Consider the following 22563-nt stretch of genomic DNA (forward strand, 5'->3'; position numbering starts at 1 on the left):
CGACCTCTGTGAGGTCTCACCCCCATCTGATCGGTGTTCTGGCCTGCTGTCATGTCGAAGTGCGCTGTTTCACGGCGCGTTAACGCAATGCATACGCCGCGCAACCTCGGCGACATCCCCGTACTGTGACGTAGACAACATCCGGTCCCTGCCCTTGGGGTGTTCCGTGGCTGAGCGCTTGCGCGAATCGGTGGACATCAGCGGTGGAGTGGTGGTCGGCGTGGACGGTTCGGCGTCCTCGCTGCGGGCCCTGCGAGTGGCGGTGGACGAGGCGTGCCTGCGGGGGTTGCCGCTGCACGTGGTGCGGGCCTGGACACTGCGCACCGCACCCCGGCCGCCGGACTGCCCTGCCGGTTCGGTGGCCAGCGTGACCGAGTACTCGGAGTGGCTGCGCAAGCAGACCGCGGAGCTGGTCGAGGCGCACATCGGCAAGCGCGAGGACTGCCGGATCGAGGTGCATGTGGTGCACTCGCCCTCGCCGCAGGGGCTGATCGCCGCGTCCAACGGCGCCGATCTGCTGGTGGTCGGCCATCGCGGCCGGGGCGGGTTCGCCGGACTGGTGCTGGGCTCGGTGGCCGACCAGGTGGTCCGGCACGCCCGCTGCTCGGTGCTGGTGGTCCGGCCCAACGTCTGAGGACCAGCGCCGTCTAGAAAAAAGAGTGGAGCCCCGGCGACCCCCCGAAGGTCGCCGGGACCCCACTGCCGACTTCGCGGGCCCCGAACCCGCAGCCATCGGTTGCTTCCCTGTGAAGTCCTCGTCCTGGAGGACGCCACTGGGTATACCCGGGTTGCGTTGTTTCCGAAAATTTCTTTCCGCTAGCCCGGGGAGTCCGTGCGCAGCTCGTGCAGCACCAGTCCGTGGCTGGCCGCCAGCTCGCCCACCTGCTCCGCGCTGGCGCCGCTGACGGTGAGCGATCCTACCCACTCGTTGCCCAGTTCCCTGCGCACCGCGAACCCGGCCCCGGCGAGCACCCGAGCCAGCTCCTCGCACTGTGGGCTGCGCACCAGCACCACCGGACCTCGTTGGCGCACAAGGAGTTCCGGATGTGTCAGGCCCTCGGCGGCACCGTTGTCGGACCGGGTCGCCTCGGGCGCGTGCTCGGGCTGGGCCCCGGCCAGCCTGCGCAGGACCCGCCCGAATCGGCAGGTGGTATGCGCGGTGGTCCTGGTCCCGCATGGTTCGGTCGCGGTGACCGTCTCGATCATTGCCGGGGCTCCTGGGGGTGAGATCGCCTCCCTGGCCAACAATGACCGGAAAGAGTGGTTTTTCGCGTCCTCCGTTGGTCGGGACTTGGCGTCATACCGTGGATGGACCCCTACGGTTCGACCATGGGCTACAACGACGCGCCAGCAGGCTGGTGGCGGGAGTTCATCGCCGCCACCCCGCCGCACACCGGCAAACTCGCCGTCACCCGCAAGGACGGCTCCCCGCACGTCTCGCCGATCTGGGTCGACCTGGACGGTGACGACCTGGTGTTCACCACCCACGCGCCCTCGATCAAGGGCAAGTCGATCGCGCGCGACGGCCGGGTGTCGATCTGCTTCGACAACGAGCGCCCGCCGTTCGACTTCGTGACCGTCACCGGCACCGCGACCACCACCGACGACCCGGAGACCGTCCGGTACTGGGCGGGCAGGCTGGGCGCGCGGTACATGGGCGCGGACCGGGCCGAGGAGTTCGCCACACGCAACGGTGGCGAGGGTGAGCTGCTGGTCCGGGTGAAGATCGACAAAGTGGTGGCCAAGACCGACGTGGCCGACTGAGTCCCAGTTTATGAACCACGGTTCACAAACTTTGTGAACCGTGGTTCACTAATGCCGTGGCAAGACCGAGAACGATCACCGACCAGCGGCTGCTGGACGCTGTCGGCGTGGTGCTTGGCCGCTCCGGCCCCGCCTTCACCATCGCTGACGTGGCGAAACAGGCTGGCGTGGCCACCGGCACGGTGATGCAGCGCTTCGGCAGCAAACACGGGCTGCTGCTCGCGCTGAGCCGGGCGCACCGCGGCACGCAGACCGAGGCCATGCGCGCGGCCGCCGCGGCGGCGGACAGTCCGCGGGCCGCGGTGCTGGCGGCCGCCGTGGTGGGCTACCAGCTGCTGGACAACGCCGGGCAGGCGGCCAACAACCTGGCCCAGCTCGGCGTCGACCTGGCCGATCCGGAGCTGCGCGAGGAACTCGCCCGCGGGTACGCCGCGGTCAACGAGGAGCTGCGGGTGCTGCTGACCGCCGCCGCGCTGCCAGGGGCGCCGCCACCGGAACAGGCCGCGCGCATCCTCGGCGCACTGGCCGCAGGCACCGCCGTGCACTGGTCGGTCCGGCCACAGGGACGTCTGGTGGACCGGGTCCTGGCGGACCTGGACGCCGTGCTCGCGGGCTGGTCCCGGCCCGCGCTGGGAGAGGAGTCGGAATGAGCAAAGCGTTGGTGGACAAGGTAGTTCTCGTCACCGGGGGAACCAGAGGGGCGGGTCGCGGGATCTCGGTGGAACTGGGCGCGCTGGGCGCCACGGTCTATGTCACCGGACGCAGCAGCCGGGCCACCGGGCCCTCGCCGATGGGGCGGGCCGAGACCATCGAGGACACCGCCGAACTGGTCACCGCGGCGGGCGGCACCGGCATCCCGGTGCGCTGCGACCACACCCAGGAGTCCGATGTGGACAGTCTGGTGGCACGCATCCGCGCGGCGCACGGACGGCTGGACGTGCTGGTGAACGACGTCTGGGGCGGCGACGGCTTCTCCGAGCACAAACCGGTCTGGGAACACGATCTGGGCAAGGGCCTTGCCATGCTGCGCAACGGCCTGGACACCCACCTGATCGCCCTGCACAAGGCGCTGCCGCTGCTCATCGCCCAGCCCGGCGGACTGCTGGTGGAGATCACCGACGGCGATGAGATGTTCAACCAGCGCTACCGCGAGGCGGTCTACTACGACCTGGTCAAGGCGGCCATCCTGCGGCTGGGCAAGGTTTTGCACCAGGAGCTGACCCCGCACGGCGGCACCTCGGTCGCGCTCACCCCCGGCTTCCTGCGCTCCGAGGAGGTGCTCGACCACTTCGGCGTCACCGAGGCCAGCTGGCGCGAGGCTCTCGCCAAGGACCGCCACTTCGGCATCTCCGAGACGCCGCACTACCTCGGCCGCGCGGTCGCCGCACTGGCCGCCGACCCGGACCGGGCGCGCTGGGGCGGCCAGTCGCTGTCCTCCTGGCAACTGGCCAAGGCCTACGGCTTCACCGACGTCGACGGGTCCCGCCCGGACTGCGGCAGCTACTTCGCCGACAACGTCTTCACCGAATCCCCGCTGAACCGGGACCCGGCCGAGTATCGCTGAGCTAGGCGTCGCCGGGGCGGGCCAGTCCGGTCTCGTAGGCCAGGACCACGGCCTGCACCCGGTCGCGCAGGTCCAGTTTGGACAGGATCCGGCCGACGTGGGTCTTCACCGTCGCCTCGGACAGGAACAGCGTCTTGGCGATCTCCGCGTTGGACAGGCCCTTGGACACCAGCACCAGCACCTCGCGCTCCCGCTCGGTGAGCGTGTCCAGCACGGTGGCATCGCGCAGCTGACCCGACTCCGGCGAACCGAGGAAGCGCTCCAGCAGCCGCCGGGTGACACTCGGCGAGACCACCGCGTCGCCGTTGGCCACCGCGCGCAACGCCGAGACCAGGTCGGCGGGCGGGGTGTCCTTGAGCAGGAAGCCGCTGGCCCCGCCGCGCAGCGCGGCGAGCACGTACTCGTCCAGGTCGAAGGTGGTCATCACCAGCACCTTGGCGGTGCCGTCGGTGCTGATCCGCTTGGTCGCCTCGACCCCGTCCAGCACCGGCATCCGCACGTCCATCAGGACTACGTCCGGGCGCAGTTCGGCCGCCTTGCGGACCGCCTCGCTGCCGTCCGCGGCCTCGCCGACCACCTCGATGTCGGCCTGGGCGTCGAGGACCATGCGGAACCCGATGCGCATCAGTTCCTGGTCGTCCACCAGCATCACGCGGATCACGGTGGCGAGCTTAGAGGGCACCGGTGCTCACGACCCGGCGGCGCGGTTGGTCAGCGGCAGCCGGGCGAAGACCTGCCAGCCGCCGTTGGGCCGCGGCCCGGCCTCCAGCTCACCGCCGAACACGCTGGCCCGCTCCTGCATGCCGATCAGCCCGTTGCCGCCGGAGACCAGCTCCGGGCCGGGACTGCCGGGTGAGCTGCTGCCGCTGTCGAGCACCTGCACCTGCACCGCGTCCGCACCGCGGTAGACCCGCACGATGGCGCGGACCCCGGCGCCACCGTGCTTGATCGTGTTGGTCAGCGACTCCTGCACGATCCGGTACACGCCCAGTCCGATGCCGGCGGGCAGCTCGTCCAGGTCGCCGCGCAGCTCCAGCTGCACCGGCAGGCCCACCGCACGCACCTTCGCCACCAGCTCCTCGACCTGGCCCGCGCTGGGCTGCGGGGTCAGCTCCGGATCGTGCTCGTCGGTGGTGCGCAGCACGCCGAGCAGCCTGCGCAGCTCGTTGAGCGCCTGCCTGCCGGTGGCCGAGATGGTCTTGAGCGAACGCTCGGCCAGCTCCGGTTTCTCCTTGATCATGTAGGAGGCGCCGTCGGCCTGGACCACCATCACGCTCACCGCGTGCGCCACCACATCGTGCAACTCGCGGGCGATCCGGGTGCGCTCCTGGGCCACCGCGATCTTGGCCTGCTGATCCCGTTCCAGTTCCAGCAGCAGCAATCGCTGCACCGCCTCCTCGTTCAGCGCCCGCCGGGCCGCGACGATCTCGCCGAGCAGCCAGGCGAAGGAGGGGGCGGCGAACCAGCTGAACACCGACCAGGCAGGCGGGCCAGGCTCCGGGAAACGCAGCAGGATGGCGAAGTTGACCAGCATGATGGCCAGGGCGAAGCTGCAGGCCGCGGTGCGGTTGCTGTAGACAGCCAGGGTGTAGAGCATGATCGGGATGCCGAACTCGCCGATCCGGTAGTCCATGTCCACCGGATGCGTGAAGATCCGCAGCACCTCGGCGAAGACGATCAGTCCGCCAGCCACCATCGGCTGACGACGGCGCACGATCAGCGGCACCGTGAGCAGCGCGCCGACCGAGTAGAAGTTCGCGTCGGTGACATCCCACTTCGGGTTCTTGGACGCCATGTCCAGGATGGTCAGCACGAGGACCAGCGCGGTGTCGCCCACCATCGGGTGGGACCGCAGCCACAGGCTCAGTCTCCGCACCCGACGAGCCTAAACACCGGTCCGGGCAGCTGCGTCGTACCGGAGGCGTACATTTCCTCCCCCTTGTGGATTACCCGTGATCACCCGGTGCGGCCGGGCTGCGTGCGACGATGCACCGGTGAACCCGGGGCCACTGTCCGCAGCCGTCGCCCAGCTCTGCCAGCGGCTGACCCCGCAGGTCGGCTCGCGCACCGCGGCCGGATTCGCCGAGGTGCTGCGCAGGCTGGGCGCCCCGTTGCAGGTCGCGGTCGCCGGCCGGATCAAGTCGGGTAAGTCCACGCTGGTCAACGCGCTGATCGGGCGGCGGGTGGCGCCCACCGACATCGGCGAGTGCACCCGGCTGGTCACCCGCTTCCACTACGGCACGGTGGACCGGGTCGAGGTGGTCTTCACCGACGGCCGCAAACAGGTGCTGCCCTTCGACGCCGACGGCATGATCCCGGCCAGCCTTGGCGTGGACCTGGACACCGTCTCGCACCTGGAGGCCTACCTCACCAGCGCGGTGCTGCGGGACCTCACCGTGATCGACACCCCCGGCCTCGGCTCGCTGGACGCGGCCTCGGTCGCCCGCACCGAGTCCGAGCTGCTCGGCGAACCGGGCAAGGGCGCGGACGCGCTGGACGAGGTCTCCCGCAACGCGGTGGTCGGCGCGGAGGCCGTGCTCTACGTGGTCACCCAGACCGTGCGCTCGGACGACCGGGCCGCGCTGGCCGCCTTCACCGCGGCCACCGCCAGCCGCGAGGCGGGCCCGGTGAACGCGATCGCGGTGCTGAACAAGGCCGACACCATCGTGCCGGAAACGGTGGCAGGCTCCGGCGGCGATCTCTGGAAAGCGGCCACGCTGCTCGCCGCGCACCAGGCCGAGACGCTCAAACCCAGGGTCGCCGACGTGCTGCCGATGATCGGCCTGCTCGCCGAGACCGCCGAGACCGGCGGTTTCACCACCACCGACGCCGACGCGCTCAAACAACTCGCCGCCCTGGACGAGACCACCAGATCCACCATGCTGCTCTCCGCCGACCTGTTCCTCAGCTGGGACGCCCCGGTGCCAGCCGCGACCAGGGAACACCTGCTCACCCGGCTGGACCTGCACGGCATCGGCGCCGCCCTGGACCTGCTCGCCGCCGACCCCGGACTGACCGCTGGCAACCTGCGCCGCGGCCTGCTGGAGGCCTCCGGCCTGGCCGCGGTCCTGGCCAAACTGGATCTGGTGTTCAAGGCCCGCGCCGACGGCATCAAGGCCGCCGCCGCACTGGCCTCGGTCACCGCACTGGCCCGCGCCTCCGGCGACCCCGGCGAACGCCAGCGGGTGCACGACGCGATCGAGGTCCTGCTGGCCAAACCCGAAGCCCACCAGCTCCGCCTGCTGGAAGCCCTGACCCTGGTCACCTCCGGCCAGGTCGCCATGCCCGAGGACCTGGCCGAGGAGGTCCTGCGGGTCGGCGGCTCGGCCAAGGTGGACGAACAACTCGGCCTGCCCGGCCGCCCCCGCCCGGAACTACTGGCCTACGCCCTGGAACGAGCGGGCTGGTGGCGGGCCTTCGCCTCCTTCGGGGCGACTCCGGCGCAAAGCCGGGTGGCACACGTGGTGCACCGCGCGTACTTCCTGATCTGGCAACAGCTCGGCGGCGGATCCAGATGAGGCCGCTCAGAGCGTGCTGAGCAGTGGCGCCCAGACGGCGTCGGCGAAGCGGGGCACCGTCTTCTTGAACGTGGTCAGGAACTCCGTGATCGACAGCTCCGGGTTGCGGCACGCGGCGATCTGCTCGTGCAGGCAGAGCAGGGTCGACGCCGGGTAGAGGCAGAACTGGTCCAGCAGGAAGTCATCCGGGTGGATGGCGCGGATGTCGTAGCGATCGAGGGCCGGGGCGGGGAAGTCCCTCAGATTGGCCGTCACGATCAGCGCGGCATGGGCTTTCACCGCCGCGGCGAGCACATGCCGATCCTTCGGGTCGTTCGGCATGACTGGGGTGAGCGTCTCGTATCCGGCCACCAGCGCATCGGGAAACGCCGCCCGCATCTGCCGCACCCGCCAACTCGCCCTGGCCGGGAGCACCCCGACCCGAGGCAGGTTGCGCTCGACCTCGGCGAGCACCTCCGCCGACCACAGCGGCCGGTAGGTGCCCGCCTCGGCCAGGCGCAGCAGCGTGTCCGCGAGCTTGATCGGCAACAGCACGCAGGCGTCGAGCAGGACGGGAAAGCTCACCGGCCCAGTCTGGCGCGACTGGGCTGAATGGCCTAACGGGTCCGGATGAACTCCTCGGCCGTGCGGTCGCTGCCGTCCTCGTTGGCGGTACGGGTCATCTCGTCCAGGGTGGCGCGCCGCCGTTCGCGGGAACGTTCCTGGTAGTCGAGCACGTCGGCGAGCAGCACCCGGCGGTGCCTGCCGCGCAGGTGGAACGGGATCTCGCCGTCGGTGAGCAGCCGCACCAGGGTCGGCCGGGAGATGTCCAGCAGGTCGGCTGCTTCCTGGGTGGTCATCTGCGTGTTGTGCGGCGCGATCGTCACCGCGAGTCCCTGCGACATGGCGGTGACGACACCGCGCAGGACCCGGTACACCTCGGCGGGCAGCGGCAACTGTGCCCCGTCCGGTCCGGTGAGACTGGCCGTGCCCTCGCTCAATGCGGTCACCAGGCTGGTCAGCGCCGGATCGTCCTTGTCCGGAGGTAGTACCGTCTGTGCGTCCAGGATCGTGGTCATGTGCCCTCCCTTCCGAGGTCGCCAACCGAGGCTATCCGAAAAAAACGAAAATCACCACTTGCTCAGGCGGGCGCCGAGGACCCGGCCGCCGCCACAGGGGGACCTACGGGATGACGACTGCCGAGGGTGGAACCGAACCGGTGGACGCCGCGTCGGAAGAGGTCATGTTCGACCCCGCAGGCGGAGAGCGGAAGAAGCTGATCCAGCTCTGCCTCTACGCGCTCGACCGGGCTCGCAGCGCCGGTGTCGCCGAACGGATCGTGGACGGGCTGGCCGGGGTCGGGGTCATGCCGGTCCGGCCGGACGGGCAGCGCTTCGACCCGGCCGTGCACGAGGCGGGCGGCACCGAACCCACCGACGATCCGGCGCTGGCCGGGCTGGTGGCCGAGACCGAGGTGGTCGGCTTCCTCGACCACGGGCAGCAGGTGCGGCCGCCGATCGTGACCGTCTACACGTTGCGTGAGGGGACCGGGTGAGCACGCCGGTGACCTCGGGGGTGCCGTTGCCCAAGCTGGTCCGGCACACCGTCGGGCGGCTGGTCGAGCTGCTCAAGGACGCCGATCCGGACGCGGCGCGGTGGGTGGCCGCGGTGCGCGACGGACGGCCCTCGGTGCCCTCTGTGGTGGTGGTCGGTGAGACCAACCGGGGGAAGAGTTCGCTGGTCAACGCGTTGCTGTCGGCGGAGAACCTGTCGCCGGTGGACGCGCACGTGGCCACCGCCAACTACCTGGTCTTCGCCCACGGCGAGGACTGGGCCGCGCAGGCCTGTTACCCGGGACAGGTGCAGCCGGTGTCCTTCCCAGTGGAGCAGTTGCACCGCTGGGTGACCGCCTCCGGGGAGCTGCCCGAAGGCCAACTGCCGCCCCGGTTCGTCCGGGTGCAGGCGCCGATCCCGCTGCTCAGCCGCCTGACCGTGATCGACACCCCTGGCGTCGGCGGGCTGGACTCGATGCACGGCGAACTGGCCGCCGAGGCCGCAGCCAACGCCACCGCGCTGCTGTTCGTGGTGGACGCCTCCGCGCCGCTGACCAGCGGCGAGCTGACCTTCCTCGCCCAGGCCGGGGAGCGGGTGGAGACCGTGCTGTTCGCGCTCACCAAGACCGACCAGTACCGGGGCTGGCGGCAGGTGCTGGAGGCCAACCGGGCGCTGCTCGCCGAGCACGCGCCGCGCTTCGCCGACGCCGTCTTCCACCCGGTCTCGGCGCGGATGTTCGGCCTGGCCAAGGGCGCGCCCACGCCGGAGACCGGGGCGCTGCTGCGCGAGCAGTCCGGGATCGCGCCGTTGCAGACCGGGCTGCAGGAGCTGGTCGCCGCGCACGCGGCCATGCTCGCCGAGGCCAACACGCTGCGCGCCGCGGCCACCGCGCTGGCCGGGCAGGCCGTGCAGCTCAGTGCCGAACAGCGTGCCCTGAGCACCGGCGAGGCCGAGGCCGAATCGCTGCGGGCGCGCAAGGACGAGCTGGTCGCGCTGCGCCGCTCGGCCACCAGGGGCTGGCAGGTCAAGCTGCGCGGGGAGACCCAGCGGGCCCGGCTGGAGAGTTCGCACGAGGTCGCCAGGCAGATGCGCGATGTGCAGTCCTGGTTCCGCCGGGCCATCGACGCGGCCAACCGGGACGGCCTGCAACGGCTGCCGCAGGAGCTGGACGCGGCCCTGCAACTGGTCTCCGGCCGGTTGAGCCAGGCACTGGCCACCCGGCTGGACGCGCTGGCCCAGGCGGTGCTCGCGGAACTGTTCGCGCCGGACGAGCTGGAGGTCATCCGGGCCCAGTTCGCCCGTGCAGGGGCGCCGCCGGTGCTGTTGCGCAGCCCGGACCGGCGGCCGCCCAACGCCGAGGACAAGCTGCTGGTGTTCATGGGCGTCTCCGGCGGCCTCGGCCTTGGCAAGGCAGCCGCGCTGCCGCTGGCCGGGCTGGGCATCGCCGCCTCCAGCGCGCTGGTGCTGCCGGTGACCATCGTGCTCGGCCTCGGCGCCGGCTGGTGGCTGGCCCGCACCCGCAAGCAGAGCGCGGACAAGACCTACCTCAAGCAGTGGCTCACCGAGGTGGTCGCGGACGCCCGCTCCACCATGGAGCAGCTGGTCTCCGAACAGCTCATCGAGGCCGAACAGCAGCTGTCGCTGGCCATGGACGAGGCGCTGGGCAAGCGGATCGGCGCGATCGAGGACGAGTTGCGCGAGGTGGACAAGGCACTGCGGATGGACACCGCCGAGCGCAACCGGCAACTCCAGGTGGTCGGCAAGCGGCTGGCCGAGGTGAAGGCCGGGCGGGCCCAGGCGGAGATGCTGCTGGGCAGGATCCGCGAGCAGCGGAACAACGCGGCGGGCCGGGATCAGCCCGAGGCGCGTTGACAGGTTGTCACCATTTCGATCGGTTGCCGACTTGGCGATGGAACCGAACGGGCCTACCGTAAGTCCAAGTGGCAAGAAACGCCCAGCTTGCCCGCACCCCGGGTAGTACGAGGGGGATCAGGTGTACATCGAGGAGACCGGCGCCGGCGACGGTGACATCAAGGTGACCATTGACGGTGCGGAGCACACCGTCGAGGCCGTCAGCGACAGCAACCACGACGGCATCGACGACACCGCGGTGGTCGAGACCGACGACGGCTACCTCAGCTTCACCGACACCAACGGTGACGGGACCGCCGACGTCATGCGCACCCTGGACGAGAAGGGCGCGGTGGTCAGCACCTCGCGCTTCGACTCGGCCAGCGGCGAGTGGGTCACCGAGGGGCAGCGCTCCAGCGCGGGCCCGCAGACCGCGGTGGGCACCGGGTCCGGGCTGATCGTGCACACCGCCGACGGCGAGCAGCACCTGCAGGGCGAGCTGACCGACACCGACGGCGACGGCAAGGGCGACACCCTGGTGGTCACCGACGCCGACGGCGACACCGTGGTCTTCGCCGACATCGACGGCGACGGCGACGCGGACGTGGCCACCGAGATCACCGGCAGCGGCCAGGTGATCGTGAGCGAGCACCGCGGCAACGGCGAGTGGGTCGTGGTGCACGACGAGAACCTCGGCCAGGCCATGGGCAGCGAGCCCGCCCGGCTCTCCGACGCCGACTGGGAGGTCGAGACCGCCACCGGCTCCTCCGGCGCCCAGGGCAACTTCCACGTGGACCCGGTCACCGGCGAGTGGGTCGACTCCACCGGCAACGGCACCGGGATCGGCGGCGCGCAGCAGCCCCGCTGGACCTAGTTCATCGCCCGTACGTGCCAGAGCAGCCCCATCCGGAATCCGGGTGGGGTTGATCTCTTTGTGGGACACGCCACCGGAGAGCGCTTGCTGGCCGGGCGCGCGCTGGAAATGTCACCCGTTCATCTCCGCGCCACAAGTGGCTGAATCGATCCCCTTATCGGTCCTGTGAGCGAGGCGACACTCCGGGTGTCGGCAGCGCCTGGTGGGTACCGCTAGCCTCAAACCAATCCCTTTTCACGCCACGCCCGGCGCCCCCGGGCGTAGCGACGCTTTCTTCGCTCAGGCAGGAGACGCCATGACCGCACTGACCATCCCCGGTCTCGATCAGGCACCCACGACGCACGCGCGCCTGCTTTCCTGGGTGCGTGAGGTCGCGGAACTGACCGCGCCGGACGAGGTCGTCTGGGTCGACGGGTCGCCCGAGGAAGCTGAGCGCCTGAACCAGAAACTGGTCGACGCAGGCACCTTTGTGCGACTCCAGAACAAACCGAACTCGTTCTGGTGTGCCTCTGACCCCAATGACGTGGCCAGGGTTGAAGAGCGGACCTACATCTGTTCTGTTGACGAGGCCGACGCCGGCCCGACCAACAACTGGATGAATCCGGTCGAGATGAAGTCCATCATGACCGAGCTGTACCGCGGTTGCATGCGCGGCCGCACCATGTACGTCATTCCGTTCTGCATGGGCCCGCTCACCGCGGAAAAGCCCATGCTGGGCGTGGAAATCACCGACTCCGAATACGTCGTGGTGTCCATGGGTGTCATGACCCGCATGGGCAGCAAGGCACTGGCGGTCTTCGGCGACGACGCCGACTACGTGCCCTGCCTGCACTCGGTCGGCGCGCCGCTGGAGCCCGGCCAGGCCGACGTCCCGTGGCCCTGCAACGACACCAAGTACATCACCCACTTCCCGGAGACCCGCGAGATCCAGAGCTTCGGCTCCGGCTACGGCGGCAACGCGTTGCTGGGCAAGAAGTGCTACTCGCTGCGCATCGCCTCCACCATCGCGCGCGAGGAGGGCTGGCTGGCCGAGCACATGCTCATCCTCAAGCTCACCTCGCCCGAGCAGAAGGTGCACTACATCGCCGCGGCCTTCCCCTCGGCCTGTGGCAAGACCAACCTGGCCATGCTGGAGCCGACCATCCCGGGCTGGAAGGTCGAGACCCTGGGCGATGACATCGCCTGGATGCGCTTCGGTGAGGACGGCAGGCTGTACGCGGTGAACCCGGAGGCCGGTTTCTTCGGCGTCGCGCCGGGCACCAACTGGAAGACCAACCCGAACGCCATGCGCACCATCGAGCGCGGCAACTCGGTGTTCACCAACGTCGCCCTCACCGATGACGGCGACATCTGGTGGGAGGGCATGGAGAACGAGCCCGCGCACGCCACCTCCTGGAAGAAGCAGGACTGGACGCCAGCCGACGGCGAGGCCGGGGTGCTCAGCTCGCACGCGAACTCCCGGTACTGCACGCCGATGTCGCAGTGCCCGGTGCTCGCCCCGGAGTGGGACGACCCCAACGGCGTGCCGATCTCGGCGATCTTCTTCGGTGGCCGCCGGGCAGGCACCATCCCGCTGGTCAACGAGGCGCGGGACTGGCAGCACGGCGTGTTCATGGGCGCCACCCTCTCCAGCGAGAAGACCGCGGCCGCCGCTGGCAAGGTCGGCGAGGTCCGCCGCGACCCGATGGCCATGCTGCCCTTCATCGGCTACCACGCCGGTGACTACTTCGCGCACTGGATCTCCGTCGGCAAGAACGCCGACTCGGTCAAGCTGCCGAAGATCTTCTACGTCAACTGGTTCCGCCGGGGCGAGGACAAGCGCTTCCTGTGGCCCGGATTCGGCGAGAACGGCCGCATCCTGAAGTGGGCCATCGAGCGCATCGAGGGCAAGGCCGCCGCGGTGGAGACCCCGATCGGCCACGTGCCGACCGCGGCCGACCTGGACCTGTCCGGACTGGACGCGCCGCTGGCCGACATCGAGGCCGCGCTGGCCGTCGATGTGGCCGAGTGGCGGGCCGAACTGCCGCTGATCGAGGAGTGGTTCACTCAGATCGGTGACAAGCTGCCCAGCTCGCTGCGTGACGAGCTGGAGGCGCTCAAGCAGCGTCTTGGCTGATCAGAGTCACGCAGCTGTGCTCGGGGCCCGGTGGCCAGCGTTGTCCGCCGGGCCCCGAGCCAGGTTTGTGTGACCCTGTGGCAAGGGACACAGTGAGGTGCATGTCCGAACGTCCTGGTCCCGCCACCCGCACCCGCCGGGTGTGTGCCGCGCTGCGTGCCCTGCGCAAGAGCAATCGCCTTACCCTGCACCAGGTCGCGATCGCCCTCGGCGTCTCGGTGACCAAGGTGCAGCGGATGGAGACCGGGCGGCGCGGACTGCAGGCGGACGATGTCACCGCCCTGCTCACCCTGTACCAGGTGCCCGCCGAGGAACGCGCGGAGCTGCTCGCGCTGGTGCGCCCGCCCGCCTCGCCGGGCTGGTGGCAGTCCCCCGGCTCGCGGCTGCCCGCCGACCTGCGGCAGCTGATCGGCCTGGAGGACGAGGCCGCGGTGGTGCGTGATTTCGAGCTGGCCATGGTGCCCGCCCTGTTGCAGACCGCCGAGTACGCCCGCTCCGCGCTCGGCGGCATGGACCACCGGCTGCACGAGCCCGATCTGGGCCGCCAGGTCGCGGCCACCATGACCAGGCAGATGGTGCTGGCCCGGCCGGTGCCGCCGAGCCTGCACTGCGTGGTGGAGGAGAGCGCGCTGCACCGGCCGATCGGCGGGCCGGGCGTGCTGGCCCGCCAGCTGCAGGCGCTGTGCCTGCTGGCCGAGCGGCCCAACGTCACGCTGCGGGTGCTCCCGCTCAGCCGGGGCGCGCACCCTGGCCTGCGCGGCTCGATGACCATCCTGGAGTTCGCCGACGCGCCGCCGCTGGTGCGGGTGCCACTGGCTGGCACGCACACCTTCCTGCAGCACGCGCCCGAGGTGGAGCGGGCGCGGGAGGCCTGGCAGGTGCTGGAACACCTGGCCCTGCCGCCCGCGGAGTCCGCGCACCTGCTCGGCGGCTACGCCGGCGAACTGGCCTGCGCGAGCTAGCCGATGGCCGGGAACGGTTGCCGGGGGGTGGCCGCCGCCGTCGTCGGGTCGGGCAGCGGGTTGCCCGCGCAGGTGCTGCCGTTGGCAGGCAGCGCACCGGTGCTCAGGTAGGCGCTGACCCTGGCGTCCACGCAGGCGTTGCCGCGCAGGTACATCCAGTGGTCACCCTCATCGGCGACCACCAGCAGCGGCGAGCCCTTGGGCAGCACCCGCTGGGCCCGCTGGGCGCCCTCAAGGGTGGTCTGCGGGTCACGCACCGAGTTCACCAGCAGCATCGGCGGCAGGCCGCGGCCGGTGATCGTGGGCAGGCGCAGTTCCGGGCGCTGCCAGGACATGCACTGCTGGATGATCTTGTGCCAGCCCATCAGCGGGTACTTGCGGCCCAGCCGCTCGGAGTCGGCGATGGTCCCGGCCCTGCCACCGCGGTAGGGCGTGTCGTTGCAGATGATGGACAGCGCGGTGCCGGTCTGGGCGGCCGGGTCCGGCTTGAGCAGATCATCGGCGAAGCGCTGGGTGGCCGCGGACTCCGCCACCGGGGCGCCCTCGCTGAGCCGCTTGAGCAGGGCCAGGCTCTCGGCGAGGCCGGGGAAGGTCTCCTTCTGCCCGAGCGCGCCGATGATCAGCACGTCCAGGCTCGCGCCGTTGTGCTTGTTCCCGTTCAGCTCAACGGGTTTCGCGGCCAGCCGGGCCCGTACGGTCTCGTAGTTCGCGCCCGCCTCGGCCGCGGTGGCGCCCCAGCCGTAGCGGTCGTGGTGCCGGGCCAGCCAGGGCAGGAAATCGGTGCGGAACCGGCGTTCCATGCCGCGGGCCTGGTCGTTGATCAGGTCCTGCCAGGTCGAGGTGAGATCGGCGACCGAGTCCAGCACGAACCGGCCCACCCGGTGCGGGAAGTAGGTGGCGTAGAACGGGCCGAGCCAGGCGCCGCCGGACAGCCCGTAGTAGTTGATCTTGCGTTCGCCCAGCAGGTGGCGCAGCAGGTCCAGGTCGTGCGCGGTCTGCTCGGTGTTGACGAACTTGCCCAGCTCGCTGTTCTGACAGGCGCGGGCGATGTCCACATTGACCTGTAGCAACGTGTTCAGGTTGGCCGGGCTGCGATCGCGCCAGTCCGGCAGCAGCGGGGGCGGGACGGGATCACAGCTGACCTGGCTGCTGCCGCCGGTGCCGCGCACGTCGATGCCGTACACGTCGTGCCCGGCCAGCACCGCGCGCTGCCCGGTGGCCAGGAAGTCCAGCGGGAAGGCCCGTCCGGCCTGGCCGGGGCCGCCGGGGTTGGTGAACAGCACGCCCTGCCGGGCGCCGGTGGCGCGCAGCCGGGTGATCGCCACGCTGATGTCCTTGCCGTCCCTGGGACGGCGCCAGTTCATCGGTGCGGTGTAGCGCGCGCATTCCAGCGCGGTCCCGCCCGGCGGCAGGCCGGGCGGCGGATTGACCTGGTCGAAGCAGGGTTTCCAGTCCAGCCGCTGGGTGAGGTAGCGGCTCGGCGTGGACTCGGTGGCGAAGGCGGCCGCCGGGGCGGCCAGCAACAGGGCGGCCACGGCCAGCACTGTGCCCGTGCGTCTTGCGGACATGTGGTTTCCCCCTCAGGAAAGGCACCCGCGGCCGAGGAGTTCCCCACCGCGGTCGCTCAAGGTCACGCTAAGGAAAAAAGGTGGAGCGCGCAGTGAACCTGGACCACACTCAGGGCGTCTTCAGGGGAGTACGTAAGGGAAAAACCGGCGACAACCAGGGAGGTGTGCCGTGGCCGGACTGGCGATGCTCGTGCTTGCCGTGGCCGCCGTGGTGATGGTCCTGCTGGCACAGCGGGAAGAGCGGCCGGGGGCGGAACTGGACGCGCGTACCCACGAGCATCTGCCCAGTAGGTCAGGCCGGTAGTTCGGCCTGACCGCCGATGCCGCGGACGGTCTTGGAGACCGGCTTGTTCGTCTCGGCGAAACAGGTGCCGACGGTGTAGCCCTCCGACCAGTCCCGTTCGGCGGGCACCCGCCAGCTGGTGGCCACATCCGGCCGGCCGTCCAGGGCCAGCAGGTAGTCGATGACGACCTGTTTGCAGTGCTTGTCCATGCTCGCGTGCAACTGCTCGGCCGAGGGCATCTTGTCGGTGCTCTTGCCCAGGTTCTTCACCGCGGGCAGCGCCTCACCCACGTGCGGCTGGTTACAGGGCACGCCCACCAGCGTCTCCGCCTTCGACGGTGAGCCCGCCGTGCACAGCTGGTAGGCCCAGAAGTCCTTCTGCAGCGCGCCTTTGAGCGAGCCGGTGCGGCTGACCGGGGCGCCGTCCGGGCCGACCTCGACCACGGTGCAGATCACGTAGTGCTGGCCCTTGGCCCACAGCGCCTTGTCCGGCCAGATCGCGGCCACCCGCAGCCTGCTGGCCGGGGCTGCCTCGCTGCCCATGTACTCGGCGAGCTTCTCGGTGCACCGCGGGATCGAGTTGGCCAGCAGCGTGGCATCGTCCGGGTAGGCCTTGGGCAGGTGCTGCGGCAGCGTTTCCAGCCAGGTGACCTCGGCGTCGTGCGAGCGGGTGCAGGCGACCTTGCCCAGCACCTTGGAGTCGAAGCACTCGCCGACCCCTGGCAGCTTCTCCTCCGGCGGCGCGGTCAGCACCCCGCTGGGCCGGGCCGGGGCGCTCTGGCCGGTGCTCGCCGTGGTCGGCTCGCCGGGCACGGTGGCCGTGCCCGCGGTGCAACTCGTGGTCAGCAACGCGGACAGCGCGAGCAAGATCGCCGCTTTCCGCATGCGTGGCTCCCCTCGCTGACCGTGATCGTCCGACTACCGTTGCGCACCCCTGGTGCGCGGATGGTCACGATTAGGGCACTTCGAACACAGGGTTTTCCTGCTGCCCGATGACGACCATCACCACACATGCCTAACATCCGCGACACATCCGCGCCCGCCAAGGTCACCGTAGCGGTGGCAGGCCCGCGGGGGAGGACAACGGAGGAGTTCGATGCCGTCTGGTTCGTCACCACCCGTACCCGCGCGCCCGAGTGGGCTGCGCTGGAACTGGTGGAACCTGCTACTCGTGGTGCCACTGCTGATGCTGGTCACCCCACTGATCAACTTCGATGAGCCCCGGGTGCTCGGCCTCCCGTTCTTCTACTGGTCGCAGTTCGCCTTCGTGCCGCTCGGCGTCATCTGCGTCGGACTGGTCTACCTCAAGACCAGGGACGAGCCGGTGGTCACCACCGCGCCGGACCGCCTCGACGTGGACAAGCTGGATGAGGGGGACAAGGCGTGAACAACATCCAGTGGACCGAGCTGATCGTCTTCGCCGTGCTGTTCCTGCTGGTGACGGTGCTCGGTTTCGTGGCGTCCAAGTGGAAGGCCGGTGACACCCTCGACCACCTGGACGAGTGGGGCCTCGGCGGGCGCAAGTTCGGCTCGTGGATCACCTGGTTCCTGGTCGGCGGCGACCTCTACACCGCCTACACCTTCGTCGCCGTGCCCGCGCTGATCTTCGGCGCCGGCGCCATGGGCTTCTTCGCGCTGCCCTACACGGTGATCCTCTACCCGCTGGTGTTCCTGCCGCTGCTGCGCATGTGGTCGGTCTCCAGGGTGCACGGCTACGTGACCCCGGCCGACTTCGTCCGCGGCCGCTACGGCTCGCGCATCCTGGCGCTGCTGATCGCCATCACCGGCATCGTCGCGACCATGCCCTACATCGCGTTGCAGCTGGTCGGGCTGGAAGCGGTGCTGCGCACCATGGGCCTCAACGGCAGTGGCTTCCTCGGCCACCTGCCGCTGTTCGTCGGCTTCCTGATCCTGGCGGTCTACACCTACCAGTCCGGTCTGCGGGCGCCGGCGCTGATCGCCTTCGTCAAGGACACGCTGATCTACATCGTGATCCTGGTGGCGGTCATCTACCTGCCTGCCAAGCTGGGCGGCTGGACCACCATCTTCGACCGCTCGGCCGAGATCCTGTCCCAGCCGGGCGCCAACGGCGCGCCCAAGGGCTCGATCCTGCTCAACGCCAACAACCAGCTCCAGTACGCCACGCTGGCGCTGGGCTCGGCGCTGGCGCTGTTCCTCTACCCGCACTCGCTGACCGGCATCCTGGCCTCCAAGGGCCGCAACGTGATCAAGAAGAACATGGTCGCGCTGCCGGCGTACTCGCTGCTGCTGGGCCTGCTGGCACTGCTCGGCTACGTGGCGCTCACCGCGGGCACCAAGCCGATCATGAACAACGCCACCGGCCGGCCGGACACCAACACCATCGTGCCGGTGCTCTTCGACACCCAGTTCCCGAGCTGGTTCGCCGGCGTCGCCTTCGCCGCGATCGGCATTGGCGCGCTGGTCCCGGCCGCGATCATGTCCATCGCCGCGGCCAACCTGTGGACCCGCAACATCTACAAGGAGTTCCTGAAGAAGGACGCCTCACCCAAGCAGGAGGCGCAGCAGGCCAAGCTGGCCTCGCTGGTGGTCAAGTTCGGCGCGGTCGCCTTCATCGTCTTCGTCGACCCGGCGTACTCGATCGACCTGCAGCTGATCGGCGGAGTGATCATCCTGCAGACGCTGCCCGCGGTGGCGATCGCGCTCTACACCCGCTGGTTCCACCGCTGGGGCCTGGTCGCGGGCTGGATCGCCGGTATGGGCTACGGCCTCTACCTGCTGTACCTGATCCCGAACCCGGCCGCGGGCCGCGCGCACTTCGGTGGTTCCGCGCTGACCCTGGACAAGCTGTCCCTGCTCGGCTGGGAGCCCTTCGCCGGGTCCAAGACCCAGATCTACGTCGGGTTCATCGCCCTGGTGGTGAACCTGGTGGTCGCGATCATCGGCACGCTGATCGCCCGGCAGCTCAAGGCGTTCAACGGCACCGACGAGACCAAGGGCGAGGACTATCACGCCGACGACGGCGACCCCTCGCTCAAGGCGGTCGCCTCGCACTGACGCGGGAACGCGAGGTTCCCCGGTCCGCCCGGTCCGGGGAACCTCGCTCGCCAGAGCCGTTCGTCGATCTCGCACAGCAGCGACCCGGCCACCCCGGCGGCCAGCTCCGGCGCCCCGGCCACCTGCCGAGTCCCGGCCGGACCGGGTCCGCCGCGCAGCACCAGCGGTGATTCCACCCTGGCCCGCCGCCACAGCGCGCCCAGCCGCTCCCCGGTCAGCTCGGCCACCGAACCGTGCCCGGCCACCACGTCCCACAGCGGCCGCCGCCTGCCCAGTTCCCCGGCCAGCCAGCGCTCCTGACCGGCGCCCAGCAGCGAACCGGTCTGCCGGTACTGCTGGGTGTCCACCAGCCGCAACGCCAGCAACCGGCCCCAGCGCAGGCTGCGGTAGATCGGCATCCGTCCGCCGTCGGGCCGGGAGGCCGCGCGCAGTGGCTGGTGCTCGTAGTAGGCGCGGCAGGCCGCCACCCACTCCCCGGACAGCTCACCCGGCCCCCAGGTGCAGACCTGCGGCGCACTGGCCCTGGCCAGCTGCGCGGCCGGGGTGAGCCGGGCCATCGCCCGCTCCCGCTGCTCCCGCACCGGGCCCGAGGGCCGGTGCTCGCCGAGGCAGAGCACCAGATCGGCTGCCGAGGGCAGGGCGTCGCCGCTGGTCACGGCCAGCCGCAGGGGTTCCAGCGCGACCGGGTGCGGGGTGGTCCTGGTGCGGCCGGTCAGCGAGAGGTGCCTGCCGTGGCGGAACCGGAAGTAGTACTCGGTGCTCGGTTCGAGGTCCTCGACCTCCACGTGCACGCTGTGCCCCCACTCGGGCAGCGCGTCGGCGACCCCCTCGCGCAGCACCCGGGCGCCTGCCGGATCGGCGCTGAGCTGCCACGGCACGGACAGCGGCAGCTCGGGCACGCCGGTCAGCCGGGTCCAGAGCACCACCGAGTCCGGTTCGGGGTCACCGGAGGCCACACCGAGGGTGAACGGGTCCTGTCGCACCTTGAGCAGGTAATCAGTCAGGTAAGTCCGGTGCATGGCGGCAAGGTGCCATTGGAGTGAATCTAGTGTTTGAATCGAGGCGTGGATCGAGCCGTACTGACTGACACCGTCCGCGCTCGGTGGGACAACGATGTCCTGACGAGCCTGTCCGAACTGGTCTCCGTGCCGGCCATCTCGCCGGCCTTCGACCCCGACTGGGCGCGTAACGGCCACCTGGAGGCCGCGGTCGAGCACGTCCGCCGCTGGCTGGTGGCCCGCGACCTGCCCGGCGCCACCGTGGACGTGGTGCGGCTGGAGGGCCGGACCCCGGTGCTGCTGCTCGACCTGCCGGCCCAGCCCGGCGCCGAGGAAGCCGGCACCGCGCTGCTCTACGGCCACCTGGACAAGCAGCCCCCGGTGGGCGGCTGGTCCGAGGGCCTCGGCCCGTGGACGCCGGTGCTGCGTGACGGTCGCCTCTACGGCCGGGGCTCGGCCGATGACGGCTACGCCGGCTACGCCGCGGTCACCGCGATCGAGGGTCTGCTGGCCGCCGGTGGCAGGCACGGCCGCTGCGTGGTGCTGCTGGAGACCGGCGAGGAGTCCGGCAGCCCGGACCTGCCCGCCTACCTGGAGCACCTGAGCGCCCGCCTGGGCGCGGTCACGCTGGTGGTCTGCCTGGACTCCGGCGCCGCCGACTACGAGCGGATGTGGCTGACCACCTCGCTGCGCGGGCTGGTGCAGACCCAGCTCACCGTGCGGGTGCTGGAGTCCGGCCAGCACTCCGGCTCGGCCAGCGGCGTGGTGCCCAGCTCCTTCCGGGTCATCCGGCAGCTGCTGGACCGTCTGGAGGACTCGGCGACCGGTCAGGTCCGGCTGCCCGAGCTGCACGTGGCGATCCCGGACGAGCGGGTGCTGGAGGCCAAGGAGGCCCTCGCGGTCTTCCCCGGCTTCCTGCTGACCCTGTTCCCGCTGATGCCGGGTATGCGGCCGGTGTCGACCGACGAGCTGGAACTGGCGCTGAACCGCACCTGGCGGCCGACGCTGTCGATCATCGGCGCGGACGGCCTGCCGGTGCCGGATGACGCGGGCAACGTGCTGCGCCCGCACACCACGCTCATGCTGGGCTTCCGGCTGCCCCCGACCGCCGACTCCGACGCCGCGCTGGCCGCGGTGCGCCGGGCGCTGACCACCGAGGTGCCCTACGGCGCCCAGGTCGAACTCGGCAAGGTCGAGGCGGCCAACGGCTGGAACGCGCCGAGCCTGCGGCCGTGGCTGCGGGAGGCGCTGGACACCGCGGGCGAGCAGGTGTTCGGCGCCGGCTGGAAGGCCACCGGCGAGGGCGGGTCCATCCCGTTCATGGGCCTGCTGCACGAGGCGTACCCGGCGGCGCAGTTCGTGGTCACCGGCGCGCTGGGCGCGGACAGCAACGCGCACGTGCCGGATGAGTCCCTGCACCTGGACTACGCCCGGCGGATCACCGAGGCGATCTCCTACGTGCTGGACGCGCACGCCCGCTCCGGCGAGTGAACGAGTCCAGGGCCGCCTGGAAACTCAGGCGGCCCTGGCCTGCCGGATCCCGATCAGCACCCCCAGCAGCACCACGGCCATCCCGGCCACGCCCAGCAGTGGCGGGGTCCTGCCGCTGGCCAGGAACACATAGACCAGGCCGGAGATGGTCTCGAACACGATCAGCTGGCCGGCCACCGACACCGGCAGCCTGCTCGATGCCTGGTTCCACAGCAGGGTGCCGCCCCAGCTCACCAGCACGCCGAGCACCAGGCTGCCCAGCAGCAGGTACCACAGCGAGTCCGCGCCGATGCCCCGGCCAACCGCGTCCCCGGTGACCAGCAGCAGCGGCGCGGCCAGCACGGAGAGCCCGAGCGTGGCGATGCCGATCAGCGTGGACCAGTCCGCCGAGCCGACCTGCGGGTTGGTGCGCAGGAAGTGCGCGTTGGCCACCCCGAACCAGGTCCACATGGCCAGTGCCAGCACCGCGCAGCCCACCCCGAGCAGCTGCGCGCCCAGCGAGCGGCCGCCAAGGCCGGACCAGTCGATCTCGCTGAGGTTCACCGCGACCAGCCCGGCCAGGATCACCCCGACCGGCAGCGCCAGCCTGCGGAAGGGGAACTCGCGGCGGCGCAGGTTGCCGTAGACGGCCACGGTCACCGGCAGGGTGCCGATGATCACCGCCACCACCGGCGCCCCGACCAGCGCGATGCCCTGGACCAGCAGGAAGTAGTAGCCGACGTTGCCGGTCACGGCGAAGAGCAGGCAGGAGCGCCACACCGGCCAGGAATGCCCGCGCAGCCGGGTGCCGGTGAACACGATCAGCGCCACCGACAGCAGGCCGTAACAGACGTAGCGGCCCAGGGTGACCGCCACCGGCGAGAACTCCGGCAACAGCACCGGCACCAGGAAGGCCAGCCCCCAGATGAGGTTGGCGCCGATGCCCAGACCGATCCCGGCCAGGCCCGCGCCGCGCACGGCGGTCTGCTGACTCATGTTCTCCCCCTGTTTCCGGTGCGCCGCCGA

General features: G+C 70.6%; 23 protein-coding genes. 14 read left to right on the forward strand and 9 right to left on the reverse strand.

Annotated features, from left to right (window positions below):
- Positions 1 to 166 precede the first annotated feature (166 nt).
- Positions 167 to 634 carry a universal stress protein gene (locus ACTOWY_RS26610; RefSeq protein ID WP_441312378.1) on the forward strand — a complete coding sequence of 156 codons (468 nt, stop codon included), beginning with the start codon at positions 167 to 169 and terminating at the stop codon, positions 632 to 634.
- 182 nt (positions 635 to 816) lie between these two features.
- On the opposite strand, the gene ACTOWY_RS26615 is transcribed toward ACTOWY_RS26610, so the two are convergent.
- Entirely contained in the window at positions 817 to 1206 is a 390-nt protein-coding gene (locus ACTOWY_RS26615; RefSeq protein ID WP_441312379.1) for a hypothetical protein, read from the reverse strand.
- 123 nt (positions 1207 to 1329) lie between these two features.
- Between ACTOWY_RS26615 and ACTOWY_RS26620 the strand changes: the two genes are divergently transcribed.
- The 3 genes from ACTOWY_RS26620 to ACTOWY_RS26630 are packed head-to-tail and all read left to right on the forward strand — an operon-like array spanning position 1330 to position 3328.
- Positions 1330 to 1764 (forward strand): PPOX class F420-dependent oxidoreductase, encoded by a 435-nt coding sequence (locus ACTOWY_RS26620; RefSeq protein ID WP_441312380.1) that lies wholly within the window; start codon positions 1330 to 1332, stop codon positions 1762 to 1764.
- A gap of 56 nt (positions 1765 to 1820) precedes the next feature.
- Positions 1821 to 2414, forward strand: coding sequence for a TetR/AcrR family transcriptional regulator (locus tag ACTOWY_RS26625; RefSeq protein ID WP_441312381.1), 594 nt, complete (start codon positions 1821 to 1823; stop codon positions 2412 to 2414).
- A complete protein-coding gene (locus ACTOWY_RS26630) occupies positions 2411 to 3328 on the forward strand; it encodes an SDR family oxidoreductase (RefSeq protein WP_441312382.1) in 918 nt (305 codons plus the stop codon). Before ACTOWY_RS26625 ends, ACTOWY_RS26630 begins: the two co-directional genes overlap by 4 nt.
- A gap of 1 nt (position 3329) precedes the next feature.
- Here ACTOWY_RS26630 and ACTOWY_RS26635 read toward each other — a convergent pair whose 3' ends face one another.
- Positions 3330 to 3989, reverse strand: a complete 660-nt coding sequence (locus ACTOWY_RS26635) for a response regulator (protein WP_247755092.1) — start codon at positions 3987 to 3989, stop codon at positions 3330 to 3332.
- 27 nt (positions 3990 to 4016) lie between these two features.
- Positions 4017 to 5204, reverse strand: coding sequence for a sensor histidine kinase (locus ACTOWY_RS26640; RefSeq protein ID WP_441312383.1), 1188 nt, complete (start codon positions 5202 to 5204; stop codon positions 4017 to 4019).
- A gap of 118 nt (positions 5205 to 5322) precedes the next feature.
- On the opposite strand from ACTOWY_RS26640, the gene ACTOWY_RS26645 reads away from it, so the two are divergent.
- The gene (locus ACTOWY_RS26645; RefSeq protein ID WP_441312384.1) at positions 5323 to 6846 is read left to right on the forward strand and encodes a dynamin family protein; all 1524 of its coding nucleotides are present in this window, start codon (positions 5323 to 5325) and stop codon (positions 6844 to 6846) included.
- 6 nt (positions 6847 to 6852) lie between these two features.
- On the opposite strand, the gene ACTOWY_RS26650 is transcribed toward ACTOWY_RS26645, so the two are convergent.
- Entirely contained in the window at positions 6853 to 7410 is a 558-nt protein-coding gene (locus ACTOWY_RS26650; protein WP_441312385.1) for a PIN domain-containing protein, read from the reverse strand.
- 32 nt (positions 7411 to 7442) lie between these two features.
- Positions 7443 to 7904 carry a helix-turn-helix domain-containing protein gene (locus ACTOWY_RS26655; protein ID WP_441312386.1) on the reverse strand — a complete coding sequence of 154 codons (462 nt, stop codon included), beginning with the start codon at positions 7902 to 7904 and terminating at the stop codon, positions 7443 to 7445.
- A 110-nt stretch (positions 7905 to 8014) separates the two neighbouring features.
- Between ACTOWY_RS26655 and ACTOWY_RS26660 the strand changes: the two genes are divergently transcribed.
- From ACTOWY_RS26660 to ACTOWY_RS26680, 5 genes are all read left to right on the forward strand, one after another.
- Positions 8015 to 8380 (forward strand): nucleotide exchange factor GrpE, encoded by a 366-nt coding sequence (locus ACTOWY_RS26660; RefSeq protein ID WP_441312387.1) that lies wholly within the window; start codon positions 8015 to 8017, stop codon positions 8378 to 8380.
- Positions 8377 to 10251: a dynamin family protein gene (locus ACTOWY_RS26665; RefSeq protein ID WP_441312388.1), complete on the forward strand. Its 1875-nt coding sequence runs from the start codon at positions 8377 to 8379 to the stop codon at positions 10249 to 10251. Before ACTOWY_RS26660 ends, ACTOWY_RS26665 begins: the two co-directional genes overlap by 4 nt.
- A gap of 121 nt (positions 10252 to 10372) precedes the next feature.
- The gene (locus ACTOWY_RS26670) at positions 10373 to 11104 is read left to right on the forward strand and encodes a hypothetical protein (protein ID WP_441312389.1); all 732 of its coding nucleotides are present in this window, start codon (positions 10373 to 10375) and stop codon (positions 11102 to 11104) included.
- A gap of 295 nt (positions 11105 to 11399) precedes the next feature.
- A complete protein-coding gene (locus tag ACTOWY_RS26675; RefSeq protein ID WP_441312390.1) occupies positions 11400 to 13220 on the forward strand; it encodes a phosphoenolpyruvate carboxykinase (GTP) in 1821 nt (606 codons plus the stop codon).
- A 101-nt stretch (positions 13221 to 13321) separates the two neighbouring features.
- The gene (locus ACTOWY_RS26680; RefSeq protein WP_441312391.1) at positions 13322 to 14182 is read left to right on the forward strand and encodes a helix-turn-helix domain-containing protein; all 861 of its coding nucleotides are present in this window, start codon (positions 13322 to 13324) and stop codon (positions 14180 to 14182) included.
- On the opposite strand, the gene ACTOWY_RS26685 is transcribed toward ACTOWY_RS26680, so the two are convergent.
- The gene (locus tag ACTOWY_RS26685) at positions 14179 to 15750 is read right to left on the reverse strand and encodes an alpha/beta hydrolase (protein ID WP_441312392.1); all 1572 of its coding nucleotides are present in this window, start codon (positions 15748 to 15750) and stop codon (positions 14179 to 14181) included. The two genes, ACTOWY_RS26680 and ACTOWY_RS26685, sit on opposite strands and share 4 nt — an antisense overlap.
- A 169-nt stretch (positions 15751 to 15919) precedes the next feature.
- Here ACTOWY_RS26685 and ACTOWY_RS26690 point away from each other — a divergent pair, with 169 nt between their 5' ends.
- Positions 15920 to 16054, forward strand: coding sequence for a hypothetical protein (locus ACTOWY_RS26690; protein ID WP_441312393.1), 135 nt, complete (start codon positions 15920 to 15922; stop codon positions 16052 to 16054).
- On the opposite strand, the gene ACTOWY_RS26695 is transcribed toward ACTOWY_RS26690, so the two are convergent.
- Positions 16043 to 16918, reverse strand: coding sequence for a septum formation family protein (locus tag ACTOWY_RS26695; RefSeq protein ID WP_441312394.1), 876 nt, complete (start codon positions 16916 to 16918; stop codon positions 16043 to 16045). The genes ACTOWY_RS26690 and ACTOWY_RS26695 overlap by 12 nt on opposite strands.
- 211 nt (positions 16919 to 17129) lie before the next feature.
- On the opposite strand from ACTOWY_RS26695, the gene ACTOWY_RS26700 reads away from it, so the two are divergent.
- Both ACTOWY_RS26700 and mctP read left to right on the forward strand, forming a co-directional pair.
- A complete protein-coding gene (locus ACTOWY_RS26700) occupies positions 17130 to 17420 on the forward strand; it encodes a DUF3311 domain-containing protein (RefSeq protein WP_247755103.1) in 291 nt (96 codons plus the stop codon).
- Entirely contained in the window at positions 17417 to 19069 is a 1653-nt protein-coding gene (mctP, locus tag ACTOWY_RS26705; RefSeq protein WP_441312395.1) for a monocarboxylate uptake permease MctP, read from the forward strand. The genes ACTOWY_RS26700 and mctP overlap by 4 nt, the downstream gene beginning before the upstream one ends.
- Here the strand turns inward: mctP and ACTOWY_RS26710 are convergent.
- Positions 19021 to 20088, reverse strand: a complete 1068-nt coding sequence (locus ACTOWY_RS26710) for an alkaline phosphatase D family protein (RefSeq protein ID WP_441312396.1) — start codon at positions 20086 to 20088, stop codon at positions 19021 to 19023. The two genes, mctP and ACTOWY_RS26710, sit on opposite strands and share 49 nt — an antisense overlap.
- Positions 20089 to 20133: 45 nt before the next feature.
- On the opposite strand from ACTOWY_RS26710, the gene ACTOWY_RS26715 reads away from it, so the two are divergent.
- Positions 20134 to 21558 (forward strand): M20/M25/M40 family metallo-hydrolase, encoded by a 1425-nt coding sequence (locus ACTOWY_RS26715; RefSeq protein ID WP_441312397.1) that lies wholly within the window; start codon positions 20134 to 20136, stop codon positions 21556 to 21558.
- A gap of 24 nt (positions 21559 to 21582) precedes the next feature.
- On the opposite strand, the gene ACTOWY_RS26720 is transcribed toward ACTOWY_RS26715, so the two are convergent.
- Positions 21583 to 22533, reverse strand: coding sequence for a DMT family transporter (locus ACTOWY_RS26720; RefSeq protein WP_441312398.1), 951 nt, complete (start codon positions 22531 to 22533; stop codon positions 21583 to 21585).
- Between the last annotated feature and the right edge of the window lie 30 nt (positions 22534 to 22563).

The organism is Crossiella sp. CA198 (assembly GCF_052078295.1).
In the GTDB taxonomy this organism is placed as follows: domain Bacteria; phylum Actinomycetota; class Actinomycetes; order Mycobacteriales; family Pseudonocardiaceae; genus Crossiella.